Here is a 25,963-nt window from a genome sequence, read left to right as displayed (position 1 = left end):
GTACCCCTGGGGTTACTCGATGTCGTATACGGGTAAGAACAGGATGGACTCGGGCAGTGAAGGCTCTGAGTCGGAACAGGAGTAGGGAAGGAATACAGAGAGACAATAATAATGGTAGATAGCAAGAAGCGCCCTGGCAAAGATCTCGACCGCATCGATCGTAATATTTTGAATGAGCTTCAAAAAGACGGGCGTATTTCAAACGTCGAACTTTCTAAACGGGTGGGACTTTCCCCGACGCCTTGCCTTGAGCGCGTGCGTCGACTGGAAAGACAGGGTTTTATTCAGGGCTATACGGCGCTGCTCAACCCGCACTATCTGGATGCATCACTTCTGGTATTTGTTGAGATTACTCTGAATCGTGGCGCGCCGGATGTGTTTGAGCAATTTAACGCCGCTGTGCAAAAACTTGAAGAAATTCAAGAGTGTCATCTGGTATCCGGTGATTTCGACTATCTGTTGAAAACCCGCGTGCCGGATATGTCAGCGTATCGCAAATTACTGGGCGAGACCCTGCTACGTCTGCCGGGCGTGAACGACACCCGTACCTACGTGGTAATGGAAGAAGTCAAGCAAAGTAATCGTCTGGTAATTAAGACGCGCTAACACGGAACAGGTGCAAAATCGACGTAGTTTGATTACACTCCTGTTAATCCATACAGCAACAGTGCCGGGGTGACCCGGCACTGTTGTCCGTTTTAGCAGCAGGCAGGAAACAGCCTGATACCTGGAGAGCCTTTTTTGAGCCAGGAATACACCGAAGACAAAGAAGTCAAACTGACCAAGTTAAGCAGCGGGCGCCGACTCCTTGAGGCGTTACTCATCCTTTGCTCCCTGTTTGCCATCTGGCTGATGGCGGCATTACTGAGCTTTAATCCCTCGGATCCTAGCTGGTCGCAAACGGCCTGGCACGAACCTATTCATAACATAGGTGGCATTCCGGGAGCCTGGCTTGCCGATACGCTATTTTTCATTTTTGGCGTAATGGCTTACACCATTCCCGTAATTATTATCGGCGGCTGCTGGTTCGCCTGGCGTAATCAGGCCAGCGACGAGTACATCGACTACTTCGCCGTATCGCTACGCTTAATTGGCGCACTGGCGCTGATTCTGACCTCCTGCGGCCTGGCCGCGATTAACGCCGATGATATCTGGTATTTTGCCTCCGGCGGCGTGATCGGCAGTTTGCTGAGCACCACTCTGCAACCGTTGCTGCACAGCAGCGGCGGCACTATTGCGCTGCTGTGCATCTGGGCGGCAGGTTTAACGCTGTTTACCGGTTGGTCATGGGTCAGCATTGCCGAAAAACTCGGCGGTGCGATTTTGTCTGTTCTGACATTCGCCAGTAACCGTACCCGTCGGGACGATACCTGGGTGGATGAGGACGAATACGAAGACGATGAAGACGACTACGACGACGCCGTGAAGCCGCAGGAATCTCGTCGTGCGCGCATTTTACGCAGCGCGCTCGCGCGCCGTCAGCGTCTGGCGGAGAAATTCTCCAATCCGATGGGGCGTAAAACCGATGCCGCGCTGTTCTCTGGCAAACGTATGGATGATGCCGAAGAGGATGTGCAGTTCAGCGCCAACGGGGCGCCCGTAGCGGCGGACGATGTACTCTTTTCGGGTTCCAGCGCCGCACGTCCGGGCGATGTTGACGATGTGCTGTTCTCTGGCGCCAGCGCGGCGCGGCCGGGAGATTTTGACCCTTACGATCCGCTATTAAATGGTCACAGTATTGCCGACCCGCTGGCTGCAGCAGCTGCTGCCACCGCAGCGCCACAGGCATGGGCTGAACCGGTAGCTGAGCACGTGCCGCAGCCGGTTTACCAGCCAGATTCGTCTTATCCGCAGCATCAGGCGTATCAGCCTGAGCAGGCGCCGGTACAGCAGCCGGTTTACCAGCCGGAGCCGTCCTACCCGCAGCATCAGGCGTACCAGCCTGAGCAGGCGCCGGTGCAGCAGCCGGTTTACCAGCCGGAGCCGTCTTATCCGCAGCATCAGGCGTACCAGCCTGAGCAGGCGCCGGTGCAGCAGCCGGTTTACCAGCCGGAGCCGTCCTACCCGCAGCATCAGGCGTACCAGCCCGAGCAGGCGCCGGTACAGCAGCCGGTTTACCAGCCGGAGCCGTCCTACCCGCAGCATCAGGCGTACCAGCCCGAGCAGGCGCCGGTGCAGCAGCCGGTTTACCAGCCGGAGCCGTCCTACCCGCAGCATCAGGCGTATCAGCCCGAGCAGGCACCGGTGCAGCAGCCGGTTTACCAGCCGGAGCCACCGGCTCCTGCCGTAACGCCTGAGGCTCCGCAGGAAGAGGTGAAGCCACAGCGTCCGCCAATGTATTATTTTGAAGAGGTCGAAGAGAAGCGCGCGCGCGAGCGCGAGCAGCTGGCCGCCTGGTATCAGCCGATCCCTGAACCAGCAAGCCCGGTCGCCACGCGTCCTGTTACACCGCCACCGGTCTCTCCGGTCGAAGCCGCAGCGGTGACCACCCTTGCCGCCGGCGTACACCAGGCGACGAGCGCGGGTGCAACCGCGGCGACGGTCGCTTCCACCGCGTCATCCGCTGCACCGCTGTTCAGTCCGGCATCCGGTTGCCCGCGTGCGCAGGTGAAAGAGGGGATTGGTCCAAAACTGCCGCGTCCTAATCATGTCCGCGTCCCTACGCGCCGTGAGCTGGCATCGTATGGTATTAAACTGCCGTCACAACGTATGGCTGAAGAACGGGCGCGTAAAGCTGAACTCAATCAGGCCTATGACGACGAGCCGTTAACAGATGAAGAAGCGGATGCGCTGGAACAGGACGAACTGGCTCGCCAGTTTGCCGCCACCCAGCAGCAGCGTTACGGCGAAGTCTACGCGCAGGATGAAGAGGATGACTCCGCAGCTGAAGCTGAACTGGCCCGTCAGTTTGCGGCGTCGCAGCAGCAGCGCTACAGCAGCGAACAGCCGCAGGGCGCAACGCCGTTCTCTCCTGCGGATTATGATTTCTCGCCGATGAAAGCGCTGGTCGATGACGGTCCGAGCGAACCGCTGTTCACACCGCTGCCGGAGACACCGCCGCCGGTGCAGCAGTACCAGCAGCCGGCACAGCAGCAACCGGTTCAACAGTATCAACAGCCGGTGCCGTCGTCGCCGGTACAACAACCGTATCAGCAGCCTGTGCAGCCGGCTCAACCTCCGCAGATGGCGCAGCAGCATCAGCCTGCCGCACAGAGCTATCAGCCGCAGCAAGCCCATCAGGGCCACATGCCGCAGCAGACAGCCCCGGTGCCGTCGCAGGATAGCCTGATTCATCCGCTGCTGATGCGTAACGGCAACAGCCAGCCGATGCAACGGCCGACAACGCCGCTGCCGTCGTTGGATCTGCTGACCCCGCCGCCGAGCGAAGTCGAGCCGGTGGATACCTTCGCGCTGGAGCAAATGGCGCGCCTGGTTGAGGCTCGTCTGGCTGACTTCCGCATTAAAGCCGATGTGGTGAACTACTCGCCAGGCCCGGTTATCACCCGCTTCGAACTGAATCTGGCGCCAGGCGTGAAGGCCGCGCGGATTTCAAACCTTTCGCGTGACCTGGCCCGCTCCTTGTCCACCATTGCGGTGCGCGTCGTGGAAGTCATTCCGGGTAAACCGTACGTGGGTCTGGAACTGCCGAATAAAAAACGCCAGACCGTTTATCTGCGAGAAGTGCTGGATAACACGAAATTCCGCGATAACCCGTCGCCGCTTACCGTGGTGCTGGGGAAAGACATCGCCGGCGATCCGGTCGTTGCCGATCTGGCAAAAATGCCGCACCTGCTGGTTGCCGGTACCACTGGTTCCGGTAAATCGGTTGGGGTGAATGCCATGATCCTCAGCATGCTTTATAAAGCGCAGCCGGAAGATGTGCGCTTCATTATGATCGACCCGAAAATGCTTGAACTGTCGGTCTATGAAGGGATCCCGCATCTGCTGACCGAAGTCGTTACCGATATGAAAGACGCCGCTAACGCACTGCGCTGGAGCGTGAATGAAATGGAGCGTCGTTATAAGCTGATGTCGGCGCTGGGCGTGCGTAACCTCGCGGGTTACAACGAGAAAATCGCCGAAGCGGCGCGGATGGGCCGTCCCATTCCGGATCCGTACTGGAAACCGGGCGACAGCATGGACGCCGTGCATCCGGTGCTGGAAAAACTGCCGTATATCGTTGTTCTGGTGGATGAATTCGCCGACCTGATGATGACTGTCGGCAAAAAGGTCGAAGAGCTGATTGCGCGTCTGGCGCAGAAAGCGCGTGCGGCGGGTATTCACCTTGTGCTGGCAACGCAGCGTCCGTCGGTTGACGTGATTACCGGTCTTATTAAAGCGAACATTCCGACGCGTATCGCGTTCACCGTCTCGAGCAAAATTGACTCGCGTACCATCCTCGATCAGGGCGGCGCGGAATCACTGCTGGGGATGGGGGATATGCTTTACTCCGGGCCGAACTCGACCATGCCGGTTCGTGTACACGGCGCGTTTGTTCGCGACCAGGAAGTCCACGCTGTGGTTCAGGACTGGAAAGCGCGCGGGCGTCCGCAGTATGTTGACGGCATTACATCAGATAGCGAAAGCGAAGGCGGCAGCGGCGGCTTTGACGGTGGTGAAGAGCTGGATCCGTTGTTCGATCAGGCGGTGAACTTCGTCACTGAAAAACGTAAAGCCTCTATTTCCGGCGTTCAGCGTCAGTTCCGCATCGGATATAACCGTGCGGCACGTATTATCGAACAGATGGAAGCGCAGGGTATTGTCAGCGAGCAGGGCCATAATGGTAACCGCGAAGTGCTGGCGCCGCCTCCCTTCGAGTAAGTGCAAAGTTGGGTAAATAAGCGCAAAATCAGCCTGTTCTGCTGTTCCGTCGTGCCAGGCGGTCCTACATTAGGAGGCAGAAGAGGCTCCCGCGTCGGGAGTGACGCACATTAAGGAATAACAATGAAAAAACTCGCAATCACCTGTGCATTACTGTCTGGATTTGTCGTGAGCCAGGTTTGGGCGGATGCCGCCAGTGATTTGAAAAGCCGCCTCGATAAAGTGAGCAGCTTCCATGCCAGTTTCACCCAAAAAGTGACCGATGGCAGCGGTAACGCCGTACAGGACGGGCAGGGCGACCTGTGGGTTAAACGTCCGAATCTGTTTAACTGGCATATGACCCAGCCGGATGAAAGCATTCTGGTCTCTGACGGGAAAACCCTGTGGTTCTACAACCCGTTTGTCGAGCAGGCAACCGTCACCTGGCTGAAAGACGCTACCAGCAACACGCCGTTTATGCTGATTGCCCGCAACCAGTCCAACGACTGGCAGCAGTACAACATCAAGCAGAACGGCGATGATTTTGTTCTTACGCCGAAAAGCGGCGGCGGCAACCTGAAGCAGTTTACGATTAACGTTGGCCGCGACGGGACCATCCATCAGTTCAGCGCGGTAGAGCAGGATGACCAGCGCAGCAGCTACCAGCTGAAGTCTCAGCAAAACGGTGCGGTCGATGCATCTAAGTTCACCTTTACACCGCCGAAAGGGGTGACGGTGGACGATCAACGTAAGTAGAGGCGAATGTGAGCAATCTGTCGCTCGATTTTTCCGACAATGCGTTTCAACCTCTGGCCGCCCGCATGCGGCCAGAAAATTTAGCGCAGTACATAGGCCAGCAGCATCTGCTGGCGCCGGGGAAACCTTTGCCGCGGGCGATTGAGGCCGGGCATCTGCATTCGATGATCTTATGGGGGCCGCCTGGCACCGGCAAAACTACGCTGGCTGAAGTGATTGCTCGCTATGCCAGCGCCGATGTTGAACGGATCTCGGCGGTGACCTCCGGCGTAAAAGAGATCCGCGAAGCGATCGAGCGCGCGAGGCAGAACCGCAATGCCGGACGCCGCACGATTCTGTTCGTTGACGAAGTCCATCGTTTCAATAAAAGCCAGCAGGATGCGTTTTTACCGCATATTGAAGACGGCACCATCACCTTCATCGGCGCGACGACGGAAAACCCCTCTTTTGAACTCAATTCCGCATTGCTATCCCGGGCGCGAGTATATCTGCTGAAATCGTTGTCCAGCGAGGATATTGAGCATGTGCTCACGCAGGCGATGAACGATAAAGATCGTGGCTATGGCGGGCAAAATATCGTGCTGCCGGATGATACCCGCCAGGCTATCGCCGGGCTGGTTAACGGCGATGCGCGCCGGGCGCTTAATACGCTGGAAATGATGGCCGATATGGCAGAGACGGATGCCTCCGGCAACCGGGTGCTGAAAGCGGAACTGCTGACCGAAATTGCCGGTGAACGCAGCGCGCGGTTTGATAATAAAGGCGATCGTTTCTACGATTTGATTTCCGCGCTGCACAAGTCCGTTCGCGGCAGCGCGCCGGATGCGGCGCTGTACTGGTACGCACGAATCATCACCGCCGGCGGCGACCCGCTGTATGTGGCCCGACGCTGCCTGGCGATCGCTTCCGAAGATGTCGGAAATGCTGACCCGCGAGCCATGCAGGTCGCGCTCTCTGCCTGGGATTGTTTTACCCGCGTAGGGCCAGCGGAGGGCGAGCGTGCTATTGCGCAGGCCATCGTTTATCTCGCCTGCGCGCCGAAAAGCAACGCGGTCTACACCGCATTTAAAGCCGCCATGGCCGATGCCCGCGAGCGTCCTGATTACGATGTGCCGGTGCACCTGCGCAACGCGCCAACCCGCCTGATGAAAGAGATGGGCTATGGGCAGGAGTATCGCTATGCCCATGATGAGCCAAACGCCTATGCTGCCGGGGAAGCCTATTTCCCGCAGGAAATGGCCCAAACTCGTTATTATCGGCCTACAAATCGGGGGCTGGAGGGGAAAATTGGCGAAAAGCTCGCCTGGCTTACCGAACAGGATCAAAATAGCCCCATAAAACGCTACCGCTAACAGAGACGTTGCGGTAAGGTTATCAAGATATCCCGGTGGTCGTAGTCTGCGGCCACTTTTCTTTTATTTATTCGATAAGCACAGGATAAGCATGCTCGATCCCAATCTGCTGCGTACCGAGCCAGACGCAGTCGCTGAAAAACTGGCACGCCGGGGCTTTAAGCTGGATGTAGATAAACTGCGCGCTCTGGAAGAGCGTCGTAAAGTTCTGCAGGTTGAAACAGAAAACCTGCAGGCGGAGCGTAACTCCCGATCGAAATCCATTGGCCAGGCGAAAGCGCGCGGGGAAGATATCGAGCCATTACGCCTGGAAGTCAACAAACTGGGCGAACAGCTGGATGCGGCGAAAGCCGAGCTGGACGTGTTACTGGCAGAGATCCGCGATATCGCGCTGACTATCCCTAATATTCCGCACGACGACGTTCCGGCCGGTCGCGACGAAAACGACAACGTTGAAGTCAGCCGCTGGGGTACGCCGCGCGAGTTCGATTTTGACGTCCGCGATCACGTTACGCTGGGCGAAATGCACGGTGGGCTGGACTTTGCCGCAGCCGTTAAGCTGACCGGTTCCCGTTTTGTGGTGATGAAAGGGCAATTGGCCCGTCTGCACCGTGCGCTGGCGCAGTTCATGCTGGATCTGCATACCGAACAGCACGGCTACAGTGAAAACTATGTACCGTACCTGGTCAACCAGGATACGCTGTACGGTACCGGTCAGCTGCCGAAATTTGCCGGCGATCTGTTCCATACGCGTCCGCTGGAAGAAGAAGCCGACAGCAGCAACTATGCGTTGATTCCAACTGCGGAAGTACCGCTGACCAACCTCGTTCGCGATGAGATCATTGACGAAGACGATCTGCCGATCAAAATGACCGCTCACACGCCGTGTTTCCGTTCTGAAGCGGGCTCCTATGGTCGTGATACCCGTGGTCTGATTCGTATGCATCAGTTCGACAAAGTGGAAATGGTGCAGATCGTGCGTCCGGAAGATTCGATGGCGGCGCTGGAAGAGATGACCGGCCATGCGGAAAAAGTTCTGCAGTTGCTGGGTCTGCCATACCGCAAAGTGGCGCTCTGCACCGGCGATATGGGCTTCAGCGCATGCAAAACGTATGATCTGGAAGTCTGGGTTCCGGCACAGAACACCTATCGTGAAATCTCCTCCTGCTCTAACGTCTGGGACTTCCAGGCGCGTCGTATGCAGGCACGCTGCCGCAGCAAGTCCGACAAGAAAACCCGTCTGGTGCATACGCTGAACGGCTCCGGGCTGGCGGTAGGTCGTACCCTGGTTGCGCTGATGGAAAACTATCAGCAGGCGGATGGCCGTATCGAAATCCCGGAAATTCTGCGCCCCTATATGCGTGGCCTCGAATTTATCGGCTGATTTTTTTACCTGTTTCTCAAAAGCGCCTCCGGGCGCTTTTTTTTTATCCCCTTATTGATGCCGGGCAATAATCCCCCCGGTGATTCCCCCCATACTCCCTTGGTGTTAACGCAGCATAAAAAACTATAAAAGATTAAATTCGTTATATATGTATATATATAACGATTGTCAGTGAATTGTGAGCAACCAAAGCGAGTATCCATGAAAATTAAAGCCCCCGATGCTTTACTGGCTGCCGAAGTAAGCCGGCGTGGTTTAATGAAAACCACGGCAATTGGCGGTCTGGCGATGGCCAGCAGCGCATTTACCCTACCGTTTACACGCATTGCCCATGCTGCCGACGCTCTGGCGCCGGTGAATGAAACCGTCACCTGGAGTGCCTGTACCGTGAACTGCGGCAGCCGCTGTCCGCTGCGGATGCATGTGGTTGATGGTGAAATTAAATACGTTGAAACGGATAATACCGGCGATGACAACTATGATGGCCTGCATCAGGTACGCGCCTGTCTGCGCGGGCGTTCCATGCGTCGCCGTGTCTACAACCCCGATCGTCTGAAGTATCCCATGAAGCGCGTTGGCAAGCGCGGGGAAGGAAAATTTGAGCGCATCAGCTGGGAAGAAGCATTCGATACTATCGCCAGCAATATGCAGCGCCTGATTAAAGATTACGGTAACGAATCGATCTATCTGAATTACGGGACCGGAACTCTTGGCGGCACCATGACCCGCTCCTGGCCACCGGGGAAAACGCTCATTGCGCGTCTGATGAACTGCTGCGGCGGTTACCTTAACCACTATGGTGATTATTCATCGGCGCAAATAGCCGCGGGTCTGAATTACACCTACGGCGGCTGGGCCGACGGTAACAGCCCGTCGGATATCGAAAACAGTCAACTGGTGGTGCTGTTCGGTAACAACCCCGGCGAAACGCGGATGAGCGGCGGCGGGGTAACGTACTACCTGGAACAAGCGCGGCAAAAATCCAACGCCCGGATGATCATTGTCGATCCGCGTTATACCGATACCGGCGCCGGCCGTGAAGATGAGTGGATACCGATTCGCCCCGGTACCGACGCCGCGCTGGTTTCCGCGCTCGCCTGGGTGATGATCACCGAAAACCTGGTCGATCAGCCGTTCCTCGATAAATACTGCGTCGGCTATGACGAGAAAACGTTGCCTGCCGATGCGCCGGCCAACGGTCACTACAAGGCTTACATCCTCGGTCAGGGTAGGGACGGCACTGCCAAAACGCCGCAGTGGGCATCGACTATCACCGGGATTCCGGTCGAGCGTATTGTGCAGCTGGCACGCGAAATTGCGACAGCCAAACCTGCCTTTATCAGCCAGGGCTGGGGGCCGCAGCGCCACGCGAATGGTGAAATCGCCACCCGGGCTATCTCGATGCTGTCGATTCTGACCGGAAACGTTGGCATCAACGGAGGGAATACCGGCGCGCGTGAAGGTTCTTACGACCTGCCTTTTGAACGTATGCCGACGCTGGAGAACCCCGTTGAGACCAGTATCTCCATGTTTATGTGGACCGATGCGATTGAACGTGGCCCGGAGATGACGGCGCTGCGTGACGGCGTGCGCGGTAAAGATAAACTGGACGTCCCGATCAAAATGATCTGGAACTATGCCGGTAACTGTCTGATTAACCAGCACTCTGATATCAACCGCACCCATGAAATCCTGCAGGATGATAAGAAGTGCGAGATGATCGTGGTGATCGACTGCCACATGACCTCGTCGGCAAAATATGCCGATATTCTGCTGCCGGACTGCACCGCTTCCGAGCAGATGGACTTCGCGCTGGATGCTTCATGCGGCAACATGTCCTACGTCATCTTCACCGACCAGGTGATTAAACCGCGTTTTGAGTGCAAAACGATTTATGACATGACGACGGAACTGGCAAAACGCATGGGCGTGGAGCAGAAGTTTACCGAAGGCCGTACCCAGGAAGGCTGGATGCGTTATCTGCACGAACTTTCCCGCAAGGCTATCCCGGATTTGCCGGACTTCGATACCTTCCGTCAGCAGGGGATTTACAAGCAGCGCGACCCGGAAGGGCATCATGTTGCCTATAAGGCATTCCGTGACAATCCGCAGGCAAATCCGCTGGAGACCCCGTCGGGCAAAATTGAGATCTATTCCCAGGCGCTGGCGCAAATTGCCGCCACCTGGGAACTCCCCGAAGGCGATGTGATCGATCCGCTGCCGATTTATACGCCAGGTTTTGAAAACTATAACGATCCGCTGACGGCGAAATTCCCGCTGCAGCTGACCGGTTTTCACTACAAGTCGCGCGTTCACTCCACCTACGGCAACGTCGATGTGCTGAAGGCCGCCTGTCGTCAGGAGATGTGGATTAACCCACTCGATGCGAAACAACGCGGCATTGCCAACGGCGATCGCATCCGTATTTACAACGATCGCGGTGAAGTGCATATCGAAGCCAAAGTGACGCCGCGAATGATGCCTGGCGTTGTCGCGCTGGGTGAGGGCGCCTGGTATAACCCGGACGCAGGACGCGTGGATCAGGCGGGGAGCATCAACGTGCTCACCACCCAACGCCCGTCGCCTTTGGCGAAAGGTAACCCATCGCACACGAACCTGGTCCAGGTTGAAAAGCTGTAAGGAATAACCGATGACAACTCAATACGGATTTTTTATCGATTCTGCTCGTTGTACCGGTTGTAAAACCTGCGAGCTGGCCTGTAAAGACTTCAAGAACTTAACGCCGGACGTTAGCTTCCGCCGCATTTATGAATATGCGGGCGGTGACTGGCAGGAGGATAACGGCGTCTGGCATCAGAACGTCTTTGCCTATTACTTATCCATCGCCTGTAACCATTGCGAAGACCCTGCCTGTACCAAAGTGTGCCCGAGCGGCGCTATGCATAAACGCGATGACGGTTTTGTCGTGGTTGATGAAGATGTGTGCATCGGCTGTCGCTATTGCCATATGGCCTGCCCGTACGGTGCGCCGCAGTATAATGCGGCGAAAGGGCATATGACCAAGTGTGATGGCTGCTACCAGCGCGTTGCCGAGGGTAAAAAACCGATTTGCGTCGAATCCTGCCCGCTGCGCGCGCTGGACTTTGGCCCGATCGAAGAACTGCGTAAGAAACACGGCGAACTGGCTGCGGTTGCGCCGCTGCCATCCGCGCACTTTACCAAACCCAGTATTGTCATCAAACCGAACGCCAATAGTCGTCCGTGTGGTGATACAACCGGCTATCTGGCCAACCCGAAGGAGGTGTGAGATGGGAAGTGGATGGCATGAATGGCCGCTGATGATCTTCACGGTCTTTGGACAATGTGTGGCGGGCGGTTTTATCGTCCTGGCCCTGGCGCTGATGAAAGGCGGTTTGTCGAATGAGCAGCAGCAGCGCGTAGTGCTGAGCATGTTTGGCTTGTGGGTGCTGATGGGGATTGGGTTTATTGCCTCAACGATGCACCTGGGATCGCCGATGCGGGCTTTTAACTCGCTTAACCGGATTGGTGCGTCGTCGTTAAGTAACGAAATTGCCAGCGGAGCCCTCTTTTTCGCCGTCGGCGGAATTGGCTGGCTGCTGGCGGTGGTGAAGAAGCTGCCGGCCGGGCTGCGCAGCCTCTGGCTGGTCGCGACGATGGTGCTGGGTATTCTCTTCGTCTGGATGATGGTGCGGGTGTATAACACCATTGATACCGTACCGACCTGGTATACCGTCTGGACGCCGCTGAGCTTCTTCCTGACGCTGTTTCTCGGCGGCCCGCTGCTGGGCTATCTACTGCTGCGCGTGGCGGGCGTTGACGGTTGGGCGATGCGTCTGTTGCCGGTGGTCACGCTGCTGGCGCTGGTGGCCAGCGTTATTGTGGCCCTGATGCAAGGCAGCGAGCTGCCGATGATCCACAGCTCTATTCAGCAGGCCTCCGCGCTGGTGCCGGATTATGGCTCACTGATGGCCTGGCGTGTGGTTGCGCTGGTGCTGGCTCTGGCATGCTGGGTTGTTCCGCTGCTCAAAGGCTATCAGCCCGCCGTGCCGCTGTTAAGCCTGGCATTGGTGCTGGTACTGGTCGGCGAGATGGTAGGGCGTGGCATCTTCTACGGTCTGCATATGACGGTCGGCATGGCTATCGCCAGCTGATAAGCTGTTGCGCCAGAACCCCCGGTTCTGGCGCAACAAAAAAGTGCTGTTGATTCATGAAATTTTTCTACTGATATTCCCGCCGTTTATTTTCAATAAATTAATAAAAACAATGGAATAATATAAAGAATAATTCTGTTGTCGCTCCGCTGGATGAAAAACTTCTATCGTTGCCCGTGAAACCGCGTCCCGCCTGATTTCTGGTGGATTGACAATGTTTTTAGCGGTGGCATGATGCGCACGAAATCTAAACTTCCTCACGGTTATATCCATGTCCATCTACACCCGGCCGGTGCAAATGTTGCTCTGCGGCCTGCTTCTGTTGACGCTGGCGATTGCGGTTTTAAATACCCTCGTCCCGCTTTGGCTCGCCCATGAAAATATGCCAACCTGGCAGGTCGGAATGGTGGGCTCGTCCTATTTCACCGGTAACCTGGTCGGGACGCTGCTGGCCGGATGGGTGATTAAGCGTCTGGGATTTAACCGTAGCTATTATCTTGCGTCGCTGATCTTTGCGGTGGGCTGCGTCGGACTTGGTATTACCCTCGGTTTCTGGACCTGGTTCAGCTGGCGCTTTCTCGCCGGCGTCGGCTGCGCGATGATTTGGGTAGTGGTCGAAAGCGCGCTGGTTTGCAGCGGAACGTCGCGTAGCCGCGGTCGTCTGCTGGCCGCCTATATGATGGTTTACTATGTGGGAACCGTGCTGGGTCAGCTGATGGTCAGCAAACTGCCGACGGATCTAATGAGCGTGCTGCCGTGGGTGACCGCGCTGACGCTGGCGGCGATTCTGCCGCTGCTGTTTACCCGCGTCGTGAATCAAAGTGATGAACAGCATGAGCCGGCGCGGATCTGGCCAATGCTCAGGCTGCGTCAGGCCCGCCATGGCGTGAACGGCTGCATTATCTCCGGGATTGTTCTTGGGTCGCTGTATGGATTGATGCCGCTGTGGTTGAACCATCAGGGCGTCAGTGACTCCGGCATTGGTTTCTGGATGGCGGTTATGGTCAGCGCAGGTATTTTGGGCCAGTGGCCGATCGGCCGTATGGCCGACCGCTATGGTCGCTTGCTGGTGTTGCGCGTTCAGGTTTTTGTGGTGATTTTAGGCTGCCTGGCAATGCTTAGCGGCGCGGCAATGGCTCCGGCGCTGTTTATCCTTGGCGCATCGGGCTTCACGCTGTACCCGGTGGCAATGGCCTGGGCCTGTGAGAAAGTCGAGCGCCATCAGCTGGTCGCCATGAACCAGGCGCTGTTGATGAGCTATACCGTCGGCAGCCTGCTCGGGCCAACCTTCACCGCCATGCTGATGCAGAACTTTTCCGACAACCTGCTATTTATCATGATTGCCAGCGTGTCGTTTATTTATCTGCTGACGCTGCTGCGTAAAGCCGGTCATCATCCGACGCCGGTGGCGCACGCGTAATTTTTCTTCCGGCCTTCGCTACGGTGATAATCAAAGGGGACGTTGTCCCCTTTGATTTATTTACCGCCAGCGACGAGCGCATCAAGCTGGCTCTGATGCTCCACCCTGGTGAGCCGATGCAGCCGATCCCCCTCATCCAGCCAGCAGACTAATCGCTGGATCGTCTGAATATGCTGTTCGCTATCGGCCGCGGCCAGGACGATAATCAGCCGTACATCGGGGTGATCGGGAAACGCCACGGCTTCGGCGCAGCAAACCAGTGAGAGCACGCTGTGCGGGCTCAGAACCCCTTCATCCGGGCGGGCGTGCGGGAGGGCAAATTCCGCAGTGAGTATGTACCAGGGGCCATTTTTCTCGGTGGCGCTGATGATGGCATCCGCATAGCCGGCGCTGATTTTCCCCTGCTGCGCCAGCGGACGGCAGGCCAGCTTAATCGCGCCGCGCCAGTCCAGACCACGCTCGGTGTACTGACAAGCGGCAAATAATTTTTCATCCATGTCGGCTCCTCAAATAGCGAGCCGGTCAGTGGGCGACCGGCTCGTGCGACGGTCAGCGAAGCGCGTTATACAGCGCCTCGCCGGAGATGCCGTATTTTGCCTTGAGCTGCCGGCTGTTGCCCGACTCGGTGAAGGTATCCTGCGTTCCCAGGCGCGTCAGGCGCGCCGGATGGGCCGCCTGGGCCATCGCTTCGGCTACCTGGCCGCCAAGGCCGCCGTTTACCGTGTGATTCTCCAGCGTGGCGATCTGCGGACAGTCTGCTACCAGCGCATAAAACTCCTGCTGGTTAAACGGTTTGAGCGTCGCCACGTGGATGAGCTTGCCTTTCTTGCCGCTGGCAACCAGCTTTTCATAGCCTTCGCTGGCCTGTTCCAGCACCGTGCCCTCAAAGAGAATGGCGAACTCGTTGCCGCTGCTGGCGATAGCCGCGATATCGGTGACCCGGGGTATCACGCTCTTATCGCGCACCGGCATCGGTTCACGCGCCACGCGGATATAAACCGGGCCTTTGATTTTTGCCGCCTGCTCAAAGGCGTCGGCTATTTCTTCGGCATCGGCCGGCGTCAGGATCGTCAGGCCCGGCAGCACGCGGGTCAGGGCAAGATCCTCCAGCGCGTGGTGCGAGGCGCCGTCCGGGCCGTCATCCATCCCCGGATGGCTACCCACCAGCTTGACGTTGGCTTTGGCGTAGCAGGCCTGTCGCAGCTGGGTCCATGCCGTCCCCGTTACAAACATCGCAAAATTGACATAGAAGGGGATATAGCCCTCAAGCGCCTGACCCACGGCAAAACTCATCGCTGAACCTTCCGCAATCCCCATTTCGAAGAAGGCCTCCTGGTAGCGCGCCTGAAACTGGTCGGTGCGGGTTGAACTGGCTAAGTCACTATCGATAGCGACGATGGGGTAGCCTTTTTCTTTCAGGGCAATCAGTGCATTACCGATCTCATCACGCGGTGCTTTCATCACTGTAACTCCTCCATTGCCTGCTGGTATTGTTCTGTGGTCGGGGTTTTTGAGTGCCAGTCGCCGTTATTTTCCATATAGCTGACGCCGGAGCCCTTGGTGGTATGGGCAACGATGGCTACCGGCTTGCCTTTCAGATGGCGGGAGAGCATCAGGGTGTCGGCCACCTGGTGCATATCATTACCGTTATGCAGCTCCAGCACGTGCCAGCCGAAGCTGCGGATCTTATCCGCCAGCGGCTCGAGATTAACCACCTCATTGACCGGATCGTGGGAAGAGAAGCCGTTGTAATCGATAATCGCGACCAGATTATCCATTTTCATATGCCCGGCCTGCTGTAAGGTTTCCCAGATTTGCCCTTCGTGCATTTCGCCATCGCCGATGATGGCAAATACCCGATGAGGCTCGTCGCGGCGCTTTTTAGCGGCCGCCATACCGAAGGCGACGGATAGCCCCTGGCCGAGCAAACCGGTCGTCGCATCGACATCCGGCAGCGATTTTATGCTGGGGTGTCCCTGCAGGCGCGAATTGATCTGGCGGAAGGTATTGAACTCGCTGCGATCGATTTTCCCTTTTTGGTAAAGCATGGCGTACTGCGCGGCAACGGCGTGCCCTTTGCTCATAACGACGCGCGCGCGGGGCGAGGCCGCCAGGTCAACCTCCTGATAATAGATCCAGGTGAGGATATCGATTATCGATAAGGCGCCGCCCGGGTGGCCAATGCCGGACTCATAAATCATCGTGACAATATCGCGGCGAGCGGCGAGCGCATGGGACTTCAGTTCATCAATGTTCATGTGGTTTCCTTCTTATGGCAGCATTTTGCCGATGTAGTACACAACCAGGCCCAGGGCGACAAAGTCGGTTTCCGGGAAGCTGGTTCCCGACAGGCCGACGGACTCCATGATGGGGTAGATCAAGGCAGGACCGATGCCGATCAGGATCCCGGTGACGAAGCTGCCGGCGATAGCTCCTTTCCAGCCGCCCGAAGCGTTACCAAATACCGCTGCGGTGGCGCCGATAAAGAAGTAGGGGATCGCCACCGGAATAATGACGGTTTGCCCGAGGATCGCCAGAAAGCCCATCACCACCAGCCCGCCAACAAATGAAGAGATAAATCCCAGTACCGTGGCGGTTGGCGCATACGGGAAAACGACCGGGCAATCGAGGGCGGGTTTGGCGTTGGGAATGAATTTCTCCGAAATGCCGAGGAAGGCCGGGACAATTTCAGACAACAGCAGGCGTACCCCGGTAATGATGATGTACAGAGACGCGGTGAAAGTGAGCGACTGGAACAGAGGGTAAACCAGCCAGTGCATTCCGCCAGCCGCCGCCGTGACCGCCGCTTTCCCGGCGGCGAGCGCCGCAATGTAATAGAAAATACTGACCGAGATTGATACGGAGACGATGTAATCTTTAAAGATCCCCAGCCAGCCGGGCAGGTTCAGCTTTTCGGTCGACTGTTTAGGATCGCCCACCTTTGAACCGATCCATCCGGATGCCGCGTAGGCCAGCGTCACGTAGTGCCCCATCGCAATTTCATCATTACCGGTGATTTTTCTCATCCACGGCTGGGCAATTGCCGGGTACAGACAGGCGGCCAGCCCCAGCAGGATTGAACCGACAATAATGGTGGTCATGTCGCTATAGCCGAGCGCTTTCAGGGTGACGGTCAGCAGGGCCGAGAGATAGAGATTATGCTGTCCGGTGAGAAAGATGTATTTGAAAGGGGTCACGCGGGCAAAGAACAGGTTCCAGCCAAAACCAATCACCATAATCAGCGAGACGCACATCGCGAATTTAGTTTGCGCCAGCCCGGTCAGCGCTTCCGCCAGCGGCATCACGCCTTTCAGACCAAAGCCATCGCTAAATAATGTCTGAAAATTGCCGAGAGAGGTCACGGCCAGCCCGGCCCCGCCGGCAAAAACCAGAAAGCCGACAATGGTTTTGAAAGTCCCGGAGAGCACTTTTTCAATGGGCTTTCGTTGGATCAATAAGCCAATTAATGCGATAAAACCAACTAAAAGTGGGGTGACGCCCAGAATGTCGAATACAATAAATCTGAGGAAATCCATATTGCCTCCGGGAGAGGTTAGTTGTGCTGGATTACGCGGATAAGCGCTGATTCCATTTCTTCACTGTTCATCAGGTCGGTGATACCGATAGCGTTAAATCCGGCAGCTTCGACTTCCTCGGTGAGATCGCGCATCGTGATCACGAAATCAATATCTCGCCAGGTTCGTAACCCGGAGAGGACGTCGTGTTCCAGCTCGATATCCCAGCCGTGTTTATCGATGATTTTTTGTGCTTTTATTTTGAGCATTAAGGAACTGCCCATACCGGTGCGACAGACGATGAGACCTTTCATGAGATGTTCTCCTGTTTGTAAAAATAATTATTTTTATTTGTTTGTGTGAGATAATAATTATTATCTTTAGCGCGAAACGAAAGATGTGACTGTGTTTGCATTTTGAGCAAGAAAGGCAAAAAATGAGCCAGATAGATAACAACCTGTTGATAAACATACGAAATGGGTCTTCAGAACTCAGCCCGATACTGGAGAAAGTGGGCCGTTTTATTGCGGAAAATCCTGATTTTGTGATGCGGCATACGATTTCAGAACTGGCCGACTCTGTTGACACCAGCGAGGGCAGCATCACCCGTTTTTGTCGGGCGTTTGGATTTAAAGGTTTCTCCGATTTCAGAACGGCGCTGGCGGTTGAGCAGGGGGCTGCCCGCCCGGAAGCCGGCGATGACGACGATATTGCGCCGGTGCTGGCGAGCATTCGCGATAGCAATACCATTATCGATGCTCAGGAGCTGCAAAGCGCAGCGGTGTGGCTGAATGCGCTGAATAACATCGCTATTTATGCGGTGGGTACGGCGGTGCCCGTTGCCCTGTTTCTGCAAATGAATTTAATTAACATGGGCAAAGTTGCCAGCTTCGTCGATCGCTCTTATCCGGCGGCGATCCCGATAGCAACCGATCGGCAAAAGACGGGAATTATCGTCGTGCATACCGAACAGGCCTCGGCGGATATGATCCAGGCTTTGACGCTGGCGAAGCAGCAGGGGGTGAAAATATTGTCGCTGACCCGCGGCACGTTTACGCCGCTGGCCCGTTTATCGGACTGGAACCTGCAGGCCGCGGTGGCTTTACAGGGAGAAGGTGAATCAGGATTTGCCGAAATTGCGGGGGCAATGATGGTTGCCGATCGAATGCTTCGCGCGCTGGAGGAGCAGGATGAGCGCTATGCGGAATATCGTAAGGCGCATCAGAAACGCATTTTCTCGATTGAAAGCGTGGCGAATAAGCTGTCGCAATACTTTATGTCGTAATGCTTGCCGAAGCGTTTTCCACCCGGATAAGACGTTCTGCGTCGCTATCCGGGGAAAATTCTGCTTAGCCGGCCATGCCGCCCGTCGGCTTAGTACATGACCTTATGGCCATACTGCTCGAGAATGCCTTTGACCCGATCCATGGTCTCTTTCTTAGGCGGATGTACGCCATCCAGCTTGTACTCTTCACCCATCGCTACCCATTTGTGCTTGCCTAACTCGTGATAGGGCAGCAGTTCGATTTTTTCGACATTGCCCATATCGCGGGTAAACTCGCCGAGGCGGTGCGCGGAATCATCATCGTCAGACCAGCCGGGAACCACCACGTAACGAATCCAGACTTTGATGTTTTTATTCGATAAGTAGCGGGCAAACTCCAGCGTACGGTGGTTAGACACGCCAACCAGATTCTGATGGATCTCATCATTCATCTGTTTGAGGTCGAGCATGACCAGATCGGTCACTTCAAGCAGCTCGTCAATAACCGGGTCGTAGCGACGAACAAAGCCGTTGGTATCGAGGCAGGTATGAATGCCTTCTTTGCGGCAGGCGCGGAACCAGTCGCGCACGAACTCGGCCTGCAAAATGGCCTCACCGCCGGACGCGGTCACGCCGCCGCCGGAAGCGTTCATAAAGTGGCGATAGGTTACAACCTCTTTCATCAGGCTTTCGACGGTGACTTCGGTGCCGCCGTGGGTATCCCAGGTGTCACGGTTGTGGCAATACAGGCAGCGCATCAGGCAGCCCTGGAAGAAGGTGATAAAGCGGATCCCGGGGCCATCGACGGTGCCGCAGGATTCAAAGGAGTGAATACGACCAATAGTTGACATTGCGGTGATATCTCCAGATTCGGCCCGTCCGGGGCCTGTGATGCACAGCTCAAACCGGCTGTGTTAAGTCTGTTTTGGCTGTTATCCATGCAGTATAGATAGCGGGCAAAAGAGACTGTAGTACGGGAGGTGCTAAAAAGGCCCCACTTACGTGGAGCCTTTATTGTACGCTTTTTAAATCGCGATTTCAGTCACAACCATTACATGGTCTGAGTGAAGGTACGAGTGATAACGTCCTGCTGCTGTTCTTTAGTCAGGGAGTTAAAACGTACTGCATAGCCAGATACACGGATGGTCAGCTGCGGATATTTTTCCGGGTTTTCCATCGCGTCGAGCAGCATTTCGCGGTTCATGACGTTGACGTTCAGGTGCTGACCGCCCTCGATTGACGCTTCGTGATGGAAGTAACCATCCATCAGGCCTGCAAGGTTGGTTTTACGCACTTCGTCGTCTTTACCCAGCGCGTTCGGCACGATAGAGAAGGTGTAAGAAATACCATCTTTCGCGTAAGCAAACGGCAGTTTAGCAACGGAGGTCAGAGAGGCAACAGCACCTTTCTGGTCACGGCCGTGCATTGGGTTAGCACCTGGTCCGAACGGCGCGCCAGCACGACGACCGTCAGGGGTATTACCTGTTTTCTTACCATAAACCACGTTAGAGGTGATGGTCAGAACGGACTGAGTCGGGATAGCGTTACGATAGGTAGTGAGTTTCTGAATTTTCTTCATGAAACGTTCTACCAGGTCAACCGCCATGTCATCAACGCGAGAATCGTTGTTACCGAACTGCGGGTATTCACCTTCGATTTCGAAGTCAACGGCCAGGCCGTCTTCGTCACGAATCGGTTTAACTTTCGCATATTTGATAGCAGACAGGGAGTCAGCCGCAACGGACAGGCCAGCAATACCGCATGCCATGGTACGAATGACGTCACGGTCGTGCAGCGCCATCAGAGAGGCTTCGTAGCTATACTTGTCGTGCATGTAATGGATAATGTTCAGGGCGGTGACATACTGCTTAGCCAGCCAGTCCATGAAGTGATCCATACGCTCCATCACTTCGTCGAAGTTCAGAACGTCGCCTTTGATTGGTTCAGATTTCGGACCAACCTGCATTTTCAGTTTTTCATCAACGCCGCCGTTGATAGCGTACAGCATAGTTTTCGCGAGGTTAGCACGAGCACCGAAGAACTGCATTTGCTTACCAACAACCATCGGGCTTACGCAGCATGCGATAGCGTAGTCGTCGTTGTTGAAGTCCGGACGCATCAGGTCATCGTTCTCGTACTGCAGAGAAGAGGTATCGATAGACACTTTAGCGGCGAATTTCTTGAAGTTCAGCGGCAGTTTTTCAGACCACAGAACGGTGATGTTCGGTTCCGGAGACGGACCCATGGTGTACAGGGTGTTCAGGAAGCGGAAGCTGTTTTTGGTGACCAGGGTACGGCCGTCAACGCCCATACCACCGATGGATTCAGTTGCCCAAATCGGGTCGCCGGAGAACAGTTCATCATATTCCGGAGTACGCAGGAAGCGAACCATACGCAATTTCATGACCAGGTGGTCAATCATTTCCTGAGCGTCTTGTTCAGTGATTTTGCCTGCTTTCAGGTCACGTTCGATGTAAGCATCCAGGAAGGTGGATACGCGACCGAAGGACATTGCTGCACCGTTCTGAGACTTAACCGCGGCCAGGTAGCCGAAGTAGGTCCACTGGATAGCTTCCTGCGCGTTGGTTGCCGGACCTGAGATATCGCAGCCATATTTCGCTGCCATTTCTTTGATCTGACCCAGAGCGCGGTGCTGTTCAGAGATCTCTTCACGCAGACGGATAGTCGCTTCCAGGTTTACGCCGTTTTCCAGGTCAGACTGCAGAGACAGGAACTGTGCGTATTTGTCTTTCATCAGGAAGTCGATACCGTACAGCGCAACGCGACGGTAGTCACCGATGATACGGCCACGGCCATACGCATCCGGCAGACCAGTCAGAACGCCAGACTTACGGCAGTTCAGAATGTCTTTGGTGTACACATCGAATACACCCTGGTTATGGGTTTTACGGTATTCGGTGAAGATTTTTTTCAGCATCGGGTCCAGTTCGCGATCGTACGCTTTGCAGGAACCTTCAACCATTTTGATGCCGCCGAACGGGATAATCGCACGTTTCAGAGGCTTTTCAGTCTGCAGACCAACGATTTTCTCAAGAGCTTTGTTGATGTAGCCCGCGTCATGAGACGTGATGGTGGATGCAAGGGAAGTGTCGAAGTCAACAGGCGCGTGAGTGCGGTTTTCCTGTTTAACACCTTCCATAACGTTGTCCCACAGCTTGGTTGTCGCTTCAGTTGCGCCAGCCAGGAAGGACTCGTCGCCTTCATACGGGGTATAGTTTTTCTGGATAAAGTCACGTACGTTGACTTCTTTCTGCCAGTCACCTTTCGCGAAACCTTCCCAGGCTGTGGCTAACTTTTCATTAAGCTCGGACATGTAACACCTACCTTCTTAAGTGGATTTTTTATTTACTGCCTGAAACGGCCCTTAGTGATGGTCGTCGCCACGCAGGTAAATGACCCAGTATGTCAACCCAACCAGCAGACCACCGCCGATAATGTTCCCGATAGTTACCGGAATCAGGTTATCAGTAATGAAGTTCATCACGGTCAGGTGAGAGAAATTTTCCGGAGCAGAACCAATCGCGGTCCAGAATTCCGGGGTTGCAAAGTCGCGAATTACGATACCCAGCGGGATCATAAACATGTTAGCGATACTGTGCTCAAAGCCGCTGGCAACAAACATCGCCACCGGTAAAACCATAATCATGGCTTTATCCATCAGGCTGCGGCCGGAGTAGCTCATCCACACCGCCAGACAGACCATCAGGTTAGCCAGGATACCCAGACACACGGCTTCAATAAATGTATGGTGCATTTTGTGGTCGGCGGTTTGCAGGACGTTCAGGCCCCATGCACCGTTGGCGGTCATATACTCTCCAGATAACCACATCAGCAATACAAACAGCAGTGCACCTATCAGGTTACCAACATAGACGTTGAGCCAGTTTCTTGCCAGTTGACCCCAGGTAATTCGTCCGCTGGCTTTCGCCACGACGATAAGTACGGTGGAGGTAAACAGGTCGGCACCGCAGATGACGCAAAGAATCAGGCCGAGTGAAAAGCAGATCCCCCCGATCAGTTTAGCAATTCCGAAAGGCATCGCGGCAGTGCCGGTTGTCGCCGTAATATAGAAGACAAAAGCAATGGAAATGAAAACACCAGCGGTAATCGCCAGATAAAACGTCTTCATCGGGTGCTTTGTCGCTTTGTAGACACCTGCTTCTTCGGCGACTTTCGCCATGGCTGCAGGGAGTAAAAGATCAAAAGGGTTGTCAGCTTTCACACTAACTCTCTCTTTATAAAAGTTGGCGGTGAGATACTAACAAAGCATTATAGAAGGGAAATTGATGTAGATCATATCCCACCGGAACTATAAGCCCTGGATATGTGTGGTTTTGACTTATTATGTGAATAAATGATTGTTTTAAATGAAAAAAATAAATTTTAAAATTTACAACTTATGTTGATTTTTTTCATTTTGGGCCGCTGTGGACGGTTAATTAAAATGGGGTATTTTTTATTAAAATTAACAATCCTAAAGTGATGCGTAAAAAAAGTTTACTGTAAATTAACGTTGCAACTACAAATTAGCCGCGGGTCTACTTAGCGATGAAAAACGGGGTCTTTATCGACCCCGTAAATAATGCGGCTGCAGTAAAATGAAGCCTTATTTAGCCCAGAATGCCGCTTTTGCCCGCTGCAGTTTTTCATAGGCTTTCAGTAAAGACTGATGGGCCGGGAAAGCCTGGAGATCGCTATCTACGGCCTGCAGGCCATAGAACGGCGCTTCACCGCTCATCGCCGCGCTGGCAGCTTCTACCGCATCGGCGCCGTACATACGGATAAAGGCATTCAGGTACTGCAGAGGCTGGCGTTCTTCTTCCTGACTGAGCAGCAGCAGCGTCTGCAGGCAGCGGTAGTAATTTGCGCGTTCCGCACTGAAGATAGACGCATTGAATTCAATGGTCCATTCCGTCCAGATCAAGGCCTGCTCCAGATCGCCACCGGCCAGCGCCAGCATCGCTTTCAGTTCGCCAATACGCAGCGTATACCAGCCGTTGTCTTTGCCCGTCGCCAGGCCCAGCAGCTCGCGTACGCGGGTGAAGTCGTCATTCCCTTCATCATCCAGTTGTTCGATCAGCGCCAGATAATCTTCTTTTTCCCATTCACTGCCCGGCAGGGAGAGAAGGGTTTCGCGCAGATGGCTGCCCATGCTGTTATTGGCCAGCCACAGATCTTCAGCCGGGTAAATATCTGACATTCCCGGAACGATGATGCGGCAGGCGTAGACGCTCAGGTGCTCATAATCGGCGATGTAAACTTCTTTATCTTCTTCTTTAAAGATGGCCATCAGGGTGGCGAACTCTTCTTCCGTGGTGCCGGAGAAGCTCCAGTCGACGAACGGATAGTCAGCATCCTGTTTGAACATATCCCAGGAGATCAGACCGCTGGAATCAATAAAGTGGGTTTCAAGATTGGCGTGTTCAGCGACTTCTTCGTCATCGAAGGTTGGTGGCGTAAAGACATCGAGATCTTTCAGGCTACGGCCTTGCAGCAGCTCGGTGACGGTACGTTCGAGAGCGACGCCGAAGTCCGGATGCGCGCCGAAAGAGGCGAAGCAGGTTCCGTTGGTCGGGTTAAACAACACCACGCAGATAACCGGGTATTTGCCGCCCAGCGAGCCATCGTAAGCAAAGATCGGGAAACCTTCGGCTTCCAGCTTATTGATGGACTCCACCACACCTGGATAACGCGCCATGACCTCTGCCGGAATTTCTGGCAGGCTGATGCTCTCAGCAATGATGCGGTTTTTAATGTGACGCTCGAAGACTTCCGACAGTGCCTGAACGCGCGCTTCGTTCGCCGTGTTGCCTGCGGACATCCCGTTAGAGACATACAGGTTGCCGACGATATTCATCGGGATATAGACGGTTTCGCCATCGGACTGGCGGGTGAACGGCAGGCCGCAAACGCCGCGTTCGTCGTTGCCCGACTGCAGATCGACCAGCATGCTGGCGGTCAACTGATCGTCAGGATCGTAAAATGCGCGCAGACGAGGATCCAGCAGACCTTCCGGCACTTCATCGTCTTCGGTCAGCGGGAACCATTTCTCATTTGGATAGTGGACGAATGGTCCGTTAGCGATGGTTTCGCCCAGCCAAAAGTCAGCAAAAAAGTAGTTGGTGGACAGACGCTCGAAATATTCACCAAGAGCCGAGGCCAGCGCCGCTTTTTTGGTTGCCCCTTTGCCGTTGGTGAAACACAGCGAGCACTCTTTATCACGGATATGTACTGACCACACGTGCGGTACGGGATTCAGCCATGAGGCCTCTTCAATATCAAATCCGAGGTCGAGCAATTTCTGCTGGAAGCGGGCGATGGAATCTTCCAGGGCGGCATCTTTGCCGGGAATAAACGTTTGAGTCATGGCGATCACTTTTATCGTACGTAAAGCGCGCAATGATACGGCTTTTAGATGACCGGCGCTATCTCCATCGTCTGGCTATCCTTACTGACACCCGATAACTGTGCAGGCGTTAACCATGAAGGCATTTGATTGGCATCGTATGGCGCTGGATAAAGTGCCAGTGGACTTTTTGGCTGAGGTGGCGCTGAGGAGCGTGTACACCTTTGTCCTGGTATTTATCTTTCTCAAAATCACCGGCCGACGCGGCGTGCGGCAGATGTCGCTGTTCGAAGTCCTCATTATCCTGACCCTTGGATCCGCGGCAGGGGATGTCGCTTTCTATGACGATGTCCCGATGCTGCCGGTGCTGGTGGTCTTTGTCACCCTGGCGTTGCTCTACCGGCTGATCATGTGGCTGATGGGCAAAAGCGAGAAGCTGGAGAACCTGCTTGAGGGCAAACCGATCCCGGTCATCGAACAGGGGGAACTGGCCTGGAAAAATTTACAGGCGGAAAACATGACCGAATTCGAGTTTTTTATGGAGCTGCGGATCAACGGCGTCGAACAGCTGGGACAGGTCCGGTTGGCTATTCTGGAAACCAACGGGCAAATCAGTCTCTACTACTATGCGGATCGAGACGTCAAAGCCGGTCTGTCTATTTTACCTCCTCCCCATAACGCAAGCTTCGCTACCATTCCGCGCGACGATGAATATGCCTGCGTACGGTGTAGCGCAGTTCTTAATCTCCGCGCCGGGGATAAACAATTATGTCCCCGCTGCGCAAATGCAGAATGGTCGCAGGCCAGCAGGGCGAAAAGAGTCACCTGACAGCAATTATGTCGGTTTTATGACGTCAAGCCGGCAGATTCTTTTGTGTGACGACAGCCACATTTCGTGGCTGCTTAGTTTTACTCGTTGCGGTGCGTGTCACTGAATGATAAAACCGATAGCCACAGGAATAACTTATGCCC

At 55.1% G+C, this 25,963-nt stretch carries 20 protein-coding genes; 11 read left to right on the top strand and 9 right to left on the bottom strand.

Annotated elements, in window-relative coordinates; translation table 11 throughout:
• The first annotated feature begins 111 nt into the window (after positions 1-111).
• The 9 genes from lrp to Q1L34_RS17790 all read left to right on the top strand — a co-directional run bounded on the left by lrp (position 112) and on the right by Q1L34_RS17790 (position 13,845).
• A complete protein-coding gene (gene lrp / locus Q1L34_RS17830; RefSeq protein ID WP_000228469.1) occupies positions 112-606 on the top strand; it encodes a leucine-responsive transcriptional regulator Lrp in 495 nt (164 codons plus the stop codon).
• Positions 607-741: 135 nt separating this feature from the next.
• Complete coding sequence (ftsK, locus tag Q1L34_RS17825) at positions 742-4,821, top strand: DNA translocase FtsK (RefSeq protein ID WP_327204221.1); 4,080 nt, start codon at positions 742-744, stop codon at positions 4,819-4,821.
• A 123-nt stretch (positions 4,822-4,944) separates the two neighbouring features.
• Positions 4,945-5,556 carry an outer membrane lipoprotein periplasmic chaperone LolA gene (lolA, locus tag Q1L34_RS17820; protein WP_004860037.1) on the top strand — a complete coding sequence of 204 codons (612 nt, stop codon included), beginning with the start codon at positions 4,945-4,947 and terminating at the stop codon, positions 5,554-5,556.
• An 8-nt stretch (positions 5,557-5,564) separates the two neighbouring features.
• Positions 5,565-6,908 carry a replication-associated recombination protein RarA gene (gene rarA / locus Q1L34_RS17815; RefSeq protein ID WP_015584803.1) on the top strand — a complete coding sequence of 448 codons (1,344 nt, stop codon included), beginning with the start codon at positions 5,565-5,567 and terminating at the stop codon, positions 6,906-6,908.
• Between the two features lie 91 nt (positions 6,909-6,999).
• Positions 7,000-8,292 (top strand): serine--tRNA ligase, encoded by a 1,293-nt coding sequence (gene serS / locus Q1L34_RS17810; protein WP_004860040.1) that lies wholly within the window; start codon positions 7,000-7,002, stop codon positions 8,290-8,292.
• 201 nt (positions 8,293-8,493) lie between these two features.
• Entirely contained in the window at positions 8,494-10,932 is a 2,439-nt protein-coding gene (dmsA, locus tag Q1L34_RS17805) for a dimethylsulfoxide reductase subunit A (RefSeq protein ID WP_032716974.1), read from the top strand.
• A 10-nt stretch (positions 10,933-10,942) separates the two neighbouring features.
• Positions 10,943-11,560 (top strand): DMSO/selenate family reductase complex B subunit, encoded by a 618-nt coding sequence (locus Q1L34_RS17800; protein ID WP_015584801.1) that lies wholly within the window; start codon positions 10,943-10,945, stop codon positions 11,558-11,560.
• A 1-nt stretch (position 11,561) separates the two neighbouring features.
• Positions 11,562-12,425: a dimethyl sulfoxide reductase anchor subunit family protein gene (locus Q1L34_RS17795; protein ID WP_004860046.1), complete on the top strand. Its 864-nt coding sequence runs from the start codon at positions 11,562-11,564 to the stop codon at positions 12,423-12,425.
• A gap of 271 nt (positions 12,426-12,696) precedes the next feature.
• Positions 12,697-13,845, top strand: a complete 1,149-nt coding sequence (locus tag Q1L34_RS17790; RefSeq protein WP_015584800.1) for an MFS transporter — start codon at positions 12,697-12,699, stop codon at positions 13,843-13,845.
• 56 nt (positions 13,846-13,901) lie between these two features.
• Here Q1L34_RS17790 and Q1L34_RS17785 read toward each other — a convergent pair whose 3' ends face one another.
• From Q1L34_RS17785 to Q1L34_RS17765, 5 genes are read right to left on the bottom strand one after another with little or no spacing between them, the layout of a single operon-like run.
• Positions 13,902-14,342, bottom strand: coding sequence for a PTS sugar transporter subunit IIA (locus Q1L34_RS17785; protein WP_032716976.1), 441 nt, complete (start codon positions 14,340-14,342; stop codon positions 13,902-13,904).
• Positions 14,343-14,394: 52 nt separating this feature from the next.
• Positions 14,395-15,306 carry a transketolase family protein gene (locus tag Q1L34_RS17780; protein ID WP_099144542.1) on the bottom strand — a complete coding sequence of 304 codons (912 nt, stop codon included), beginning with the start codon at positions 15,304-15,306 and terminating at the stop codon, positions 14,395-14,397.
• Entirely contained in the window at positions 15,306-16,103 is a 798-nt protein-coding gene (locus Q1L34_RS17775) for a transketolase (RefSeq protein ID WP_004860052.1), read from the bottom strand. The genes Q1L34_RS17780 and Q1L34_RS17775 overlap by 1 nt, the downstream gene beginning before the upstream one ends.
• A 12-nt stretch (positions 16,104-16,115) precedes the next feature.
• A complete protein-coding gene (gene ulaA, locus Q1L34_RS17770) occupies positions 16,116-17,381 on the bottom strand; it encodes a PTS ascorbate transporter subunit IIC (protein WP_015584799.1) in 1,266 nt (421 codons plus the stop codon).
• A 17-nt stretch (positions 17,382-17,398) separates the two neighbouring features.
• Positions 17,399-17,674 (bottom strand): PTS sugar transporter subunit IIB, encoded by a 276-nt coding sequence (locus tag Q1L34_RS17765; RefSeq protein WP_015584798.1) that lies wholly within the window; start codon positions 17,672-17,674, stop codon positions 17,399-17,401.
• A gap of 122 nt (positions 17,675-17,796) precedes the next feature.
• On the opposite strand from Q1L34_RS17765, the gene Q1L34_RS17760 reads away from it, so the two are divergent.
• Positions 17,797-18,645, top strand: a complete 849-nt coding sequence (locus Q1L34_RS17760) for a MurR/RpiR family transcriptional regulator (RefSeq protein ID WP_015584797.1) — start codon at positions 17,797-17,799, stop codon at positions 18,643-18,645.
• Between the two features lie 89 nt (positions 18,646-18,734).
• Here the strand turns inward: Q1L34_RS17760 and pflA are convergent, their stop codons facing one another.
• From pflA to ycaO, 4 genes are all read right to left on the bottom strand, one after another.
• Positions 18,735-19,475: a pyruvate formate lyase 1-activating protein gene (gene pflA, locus Q1L34_RS17755; protein ID WP_004860059.1), complete on the bottom strand. Its 741-nt coding sequence runs from the start codon at positions 19,473-19,475 to the stop codon at positions 18,735-18,737.
• Positions 19,476-19,675: 200 nt separating this feature from the next.
• Positions 19,676-21,958: a formate C-acetyltransferase gene (gene pflB / locus Q1L34_RS17750; protein ID WP_004860061.1), complete on the bottom strand. Its 2,283-nt coding sequence runs from the start codon at positions 21,956-21,958 to the stop codon at positions 19,676-19,678.
• Positions 21,959-22,009: 51 nt separating this feature from the next.
• The gene (gene focA / locus Q1L34_RS17745; protein WP_004860063.1) at positions 22,010-22,867 is read right to left on the bottom strand and encodes a formate transporter FocA; all 858 of its coding nucleotides are present in this window, start codon (positions 22,865-22,867) and stop codon (positions 22,010-22,012) included.
• A 384-nt stretch (positions 22,868-23,251) separates the two neighbouring features.
• A complete protein-coding gene (gene ycaO / locus Q1L34_RS17740; protein WP_004860065.1) occupies positions 23,252-25,012 on the bottom strand; it encodes a 30S ribosomal protein S12 methylthiotransferase accessory factor YcaO in 1,761 nt (586 codons plus the stop codon).
• Positions 25,013-25,127: 115 nt separating this feature from the next.
• Here ycaO and Q1L34_RS17735 point away from each other — a divergent pair, with 115 nt between their 5' ends.
• A complete protein-coding gene (locus Q1L34_RS17735; protein ID WP_032716981.1) occupies positions 25,128-25,820 on the top strand; it encodes a DUF421 domain-containing protein in 693 nt (230 codons plus the stop codon).
• The last annotated feature ends 143 nt before the right edge of the window (positions 25,821-25,963 follow it).

This window comes from Klebsiella ornithinolytica, from assembly GCF_030505655.1.
GTDB classification, from domain to species: Bacteria; Pseudomonadota; Gammaproteobacteria; order Enterobacterales; family Enterobacteriaceae; genus Klebsiella; species Klebsiella ornithinolytica.
The sequence above is the reverse complement of the archived record's forward strand: the minus strand, read 5'-3'. Positions and strand labels throughout refer to the sequence as shown.

Excerpts from the sequence above, each read along its gene's own strand:
- lrp (WP_000228469.1), top strand. The coding sequence starts at position 112 with ATGGTAGATAGCAAGAAGCGCCCTGGCAAAGATCTCGACCGCATCGAT.
- lolA (WP_004860037.1), top strand. The coding sequence starts at position 4,945 with ATGAAAAAACTCGCAATCACCTGTGCATTACTGTCTGGATTTGTCGTG.
- serS (WP_004860040.1), top strand. The coding sequence starts at position 7,000 with ATGCTCGATCCCAATCTGCTGCGTACCGAGCCAGACGCAGTCGCTGAA.
- dmsA (WP_032716974.1), top strand. The coding sequence starts at position 8,494 with ATGAAAATTAAAGCCCCCGATGCTTTACTGGCTGCCGAAGTAAGCCGG.
- Q1L34_RS17800 (WP_015584801.1), top strand. The coding sequence starts at position 10,943 with ATGACAACTCAATACGGATTTTTTATCGATTCTGCTCGTTGTACCGGT.
- Q1L34_RS17795 (WP_004860046.1), top strand. The coding sequence starts at position 11,562 with ATGGGAAGTGGATGGCATGAATGGCCGCTGATGATCTTCACGGTCTTT.
- Q1L34_RS17790 (WP_015584800.1), top strand. The coding sequence starts at position 12,697 with ATGTCCATCTACACCCGGCCGGTGCAAATGTTGCTCTGCGGCCTGCTT.
- Q1L34_RS17785 (WP_032716976.1), bottom strand. The coding sequence starts at position 14,342 with ATGGATGAAAAATTATTTGCCGCTTGTCAGTACACCGAGCGTGGTCTG.
- Q1L34_RS17780 (WP_099144542.1), bottom strand. The coding sequence starts at position 15,306 with ATGAAAGCACCGCGTGATGAGATCGGTAATGCACTGATTGCCCTGAAA.
- Q1L34_RS17775 (WP_004860052.1), bottom strand. The coding sequence starts at position 16,103 with ATGAACATTGATGAACTGAAGTCCCATGCGCTCGCCGCTCGCCGCGAT.
- ulaA (WP_015584799.1), bottom strand. The coding sequence starts at position 17,381 with ATGGATTTCCTCAGATTTATTGTATTCGACATTCTGGGCGTCACCCCA.
- Q1L34_RS17765 (WP_015584798.1), bottom strand. The coding sequence starts at position 17,674 with ATGAAAGGTCTCATCGTCTGTCGCACCGGTATGGGCAGTTCCTTAATG.
- Q1L34_RS17760 (WP_015584797.1), top strand. The coding sequence starts at position 17,797 with ATGAGCCAGATAGATAACAACCTGTTGATAAACATACGAAATGGGTCT.
- pflA (WP_004860059.1), bottom strand. The coding sequence starts at position 19,475 with ATGTCAACTATTGGTCGTATTCACTCCTTTGAATCCTGCGGCACCGTC.
- pflB (WP_004860061.1), bottom strand. The coding sequence starts at position 21,958 with ATGTCCGAGCTTAATGAAAAGTTAGCCACAGCCTGGGAAGGTTTCGCG.
- ycaO (WP_004860065.1), bottom strand. The coding sequence starts at position 25,012 with ATGACTCAAACGTTTATTCCCGGCAAAGATGCCGCCCTGGAAGATTCC.
- Q1L34_RS17735 (WP_032716981.1), top strand. The coding sequence starts at position 25,128 with ATGAAGGCATTTGATTGGCATCGTATGGCGCTGGATAAAGTGCCAGTG.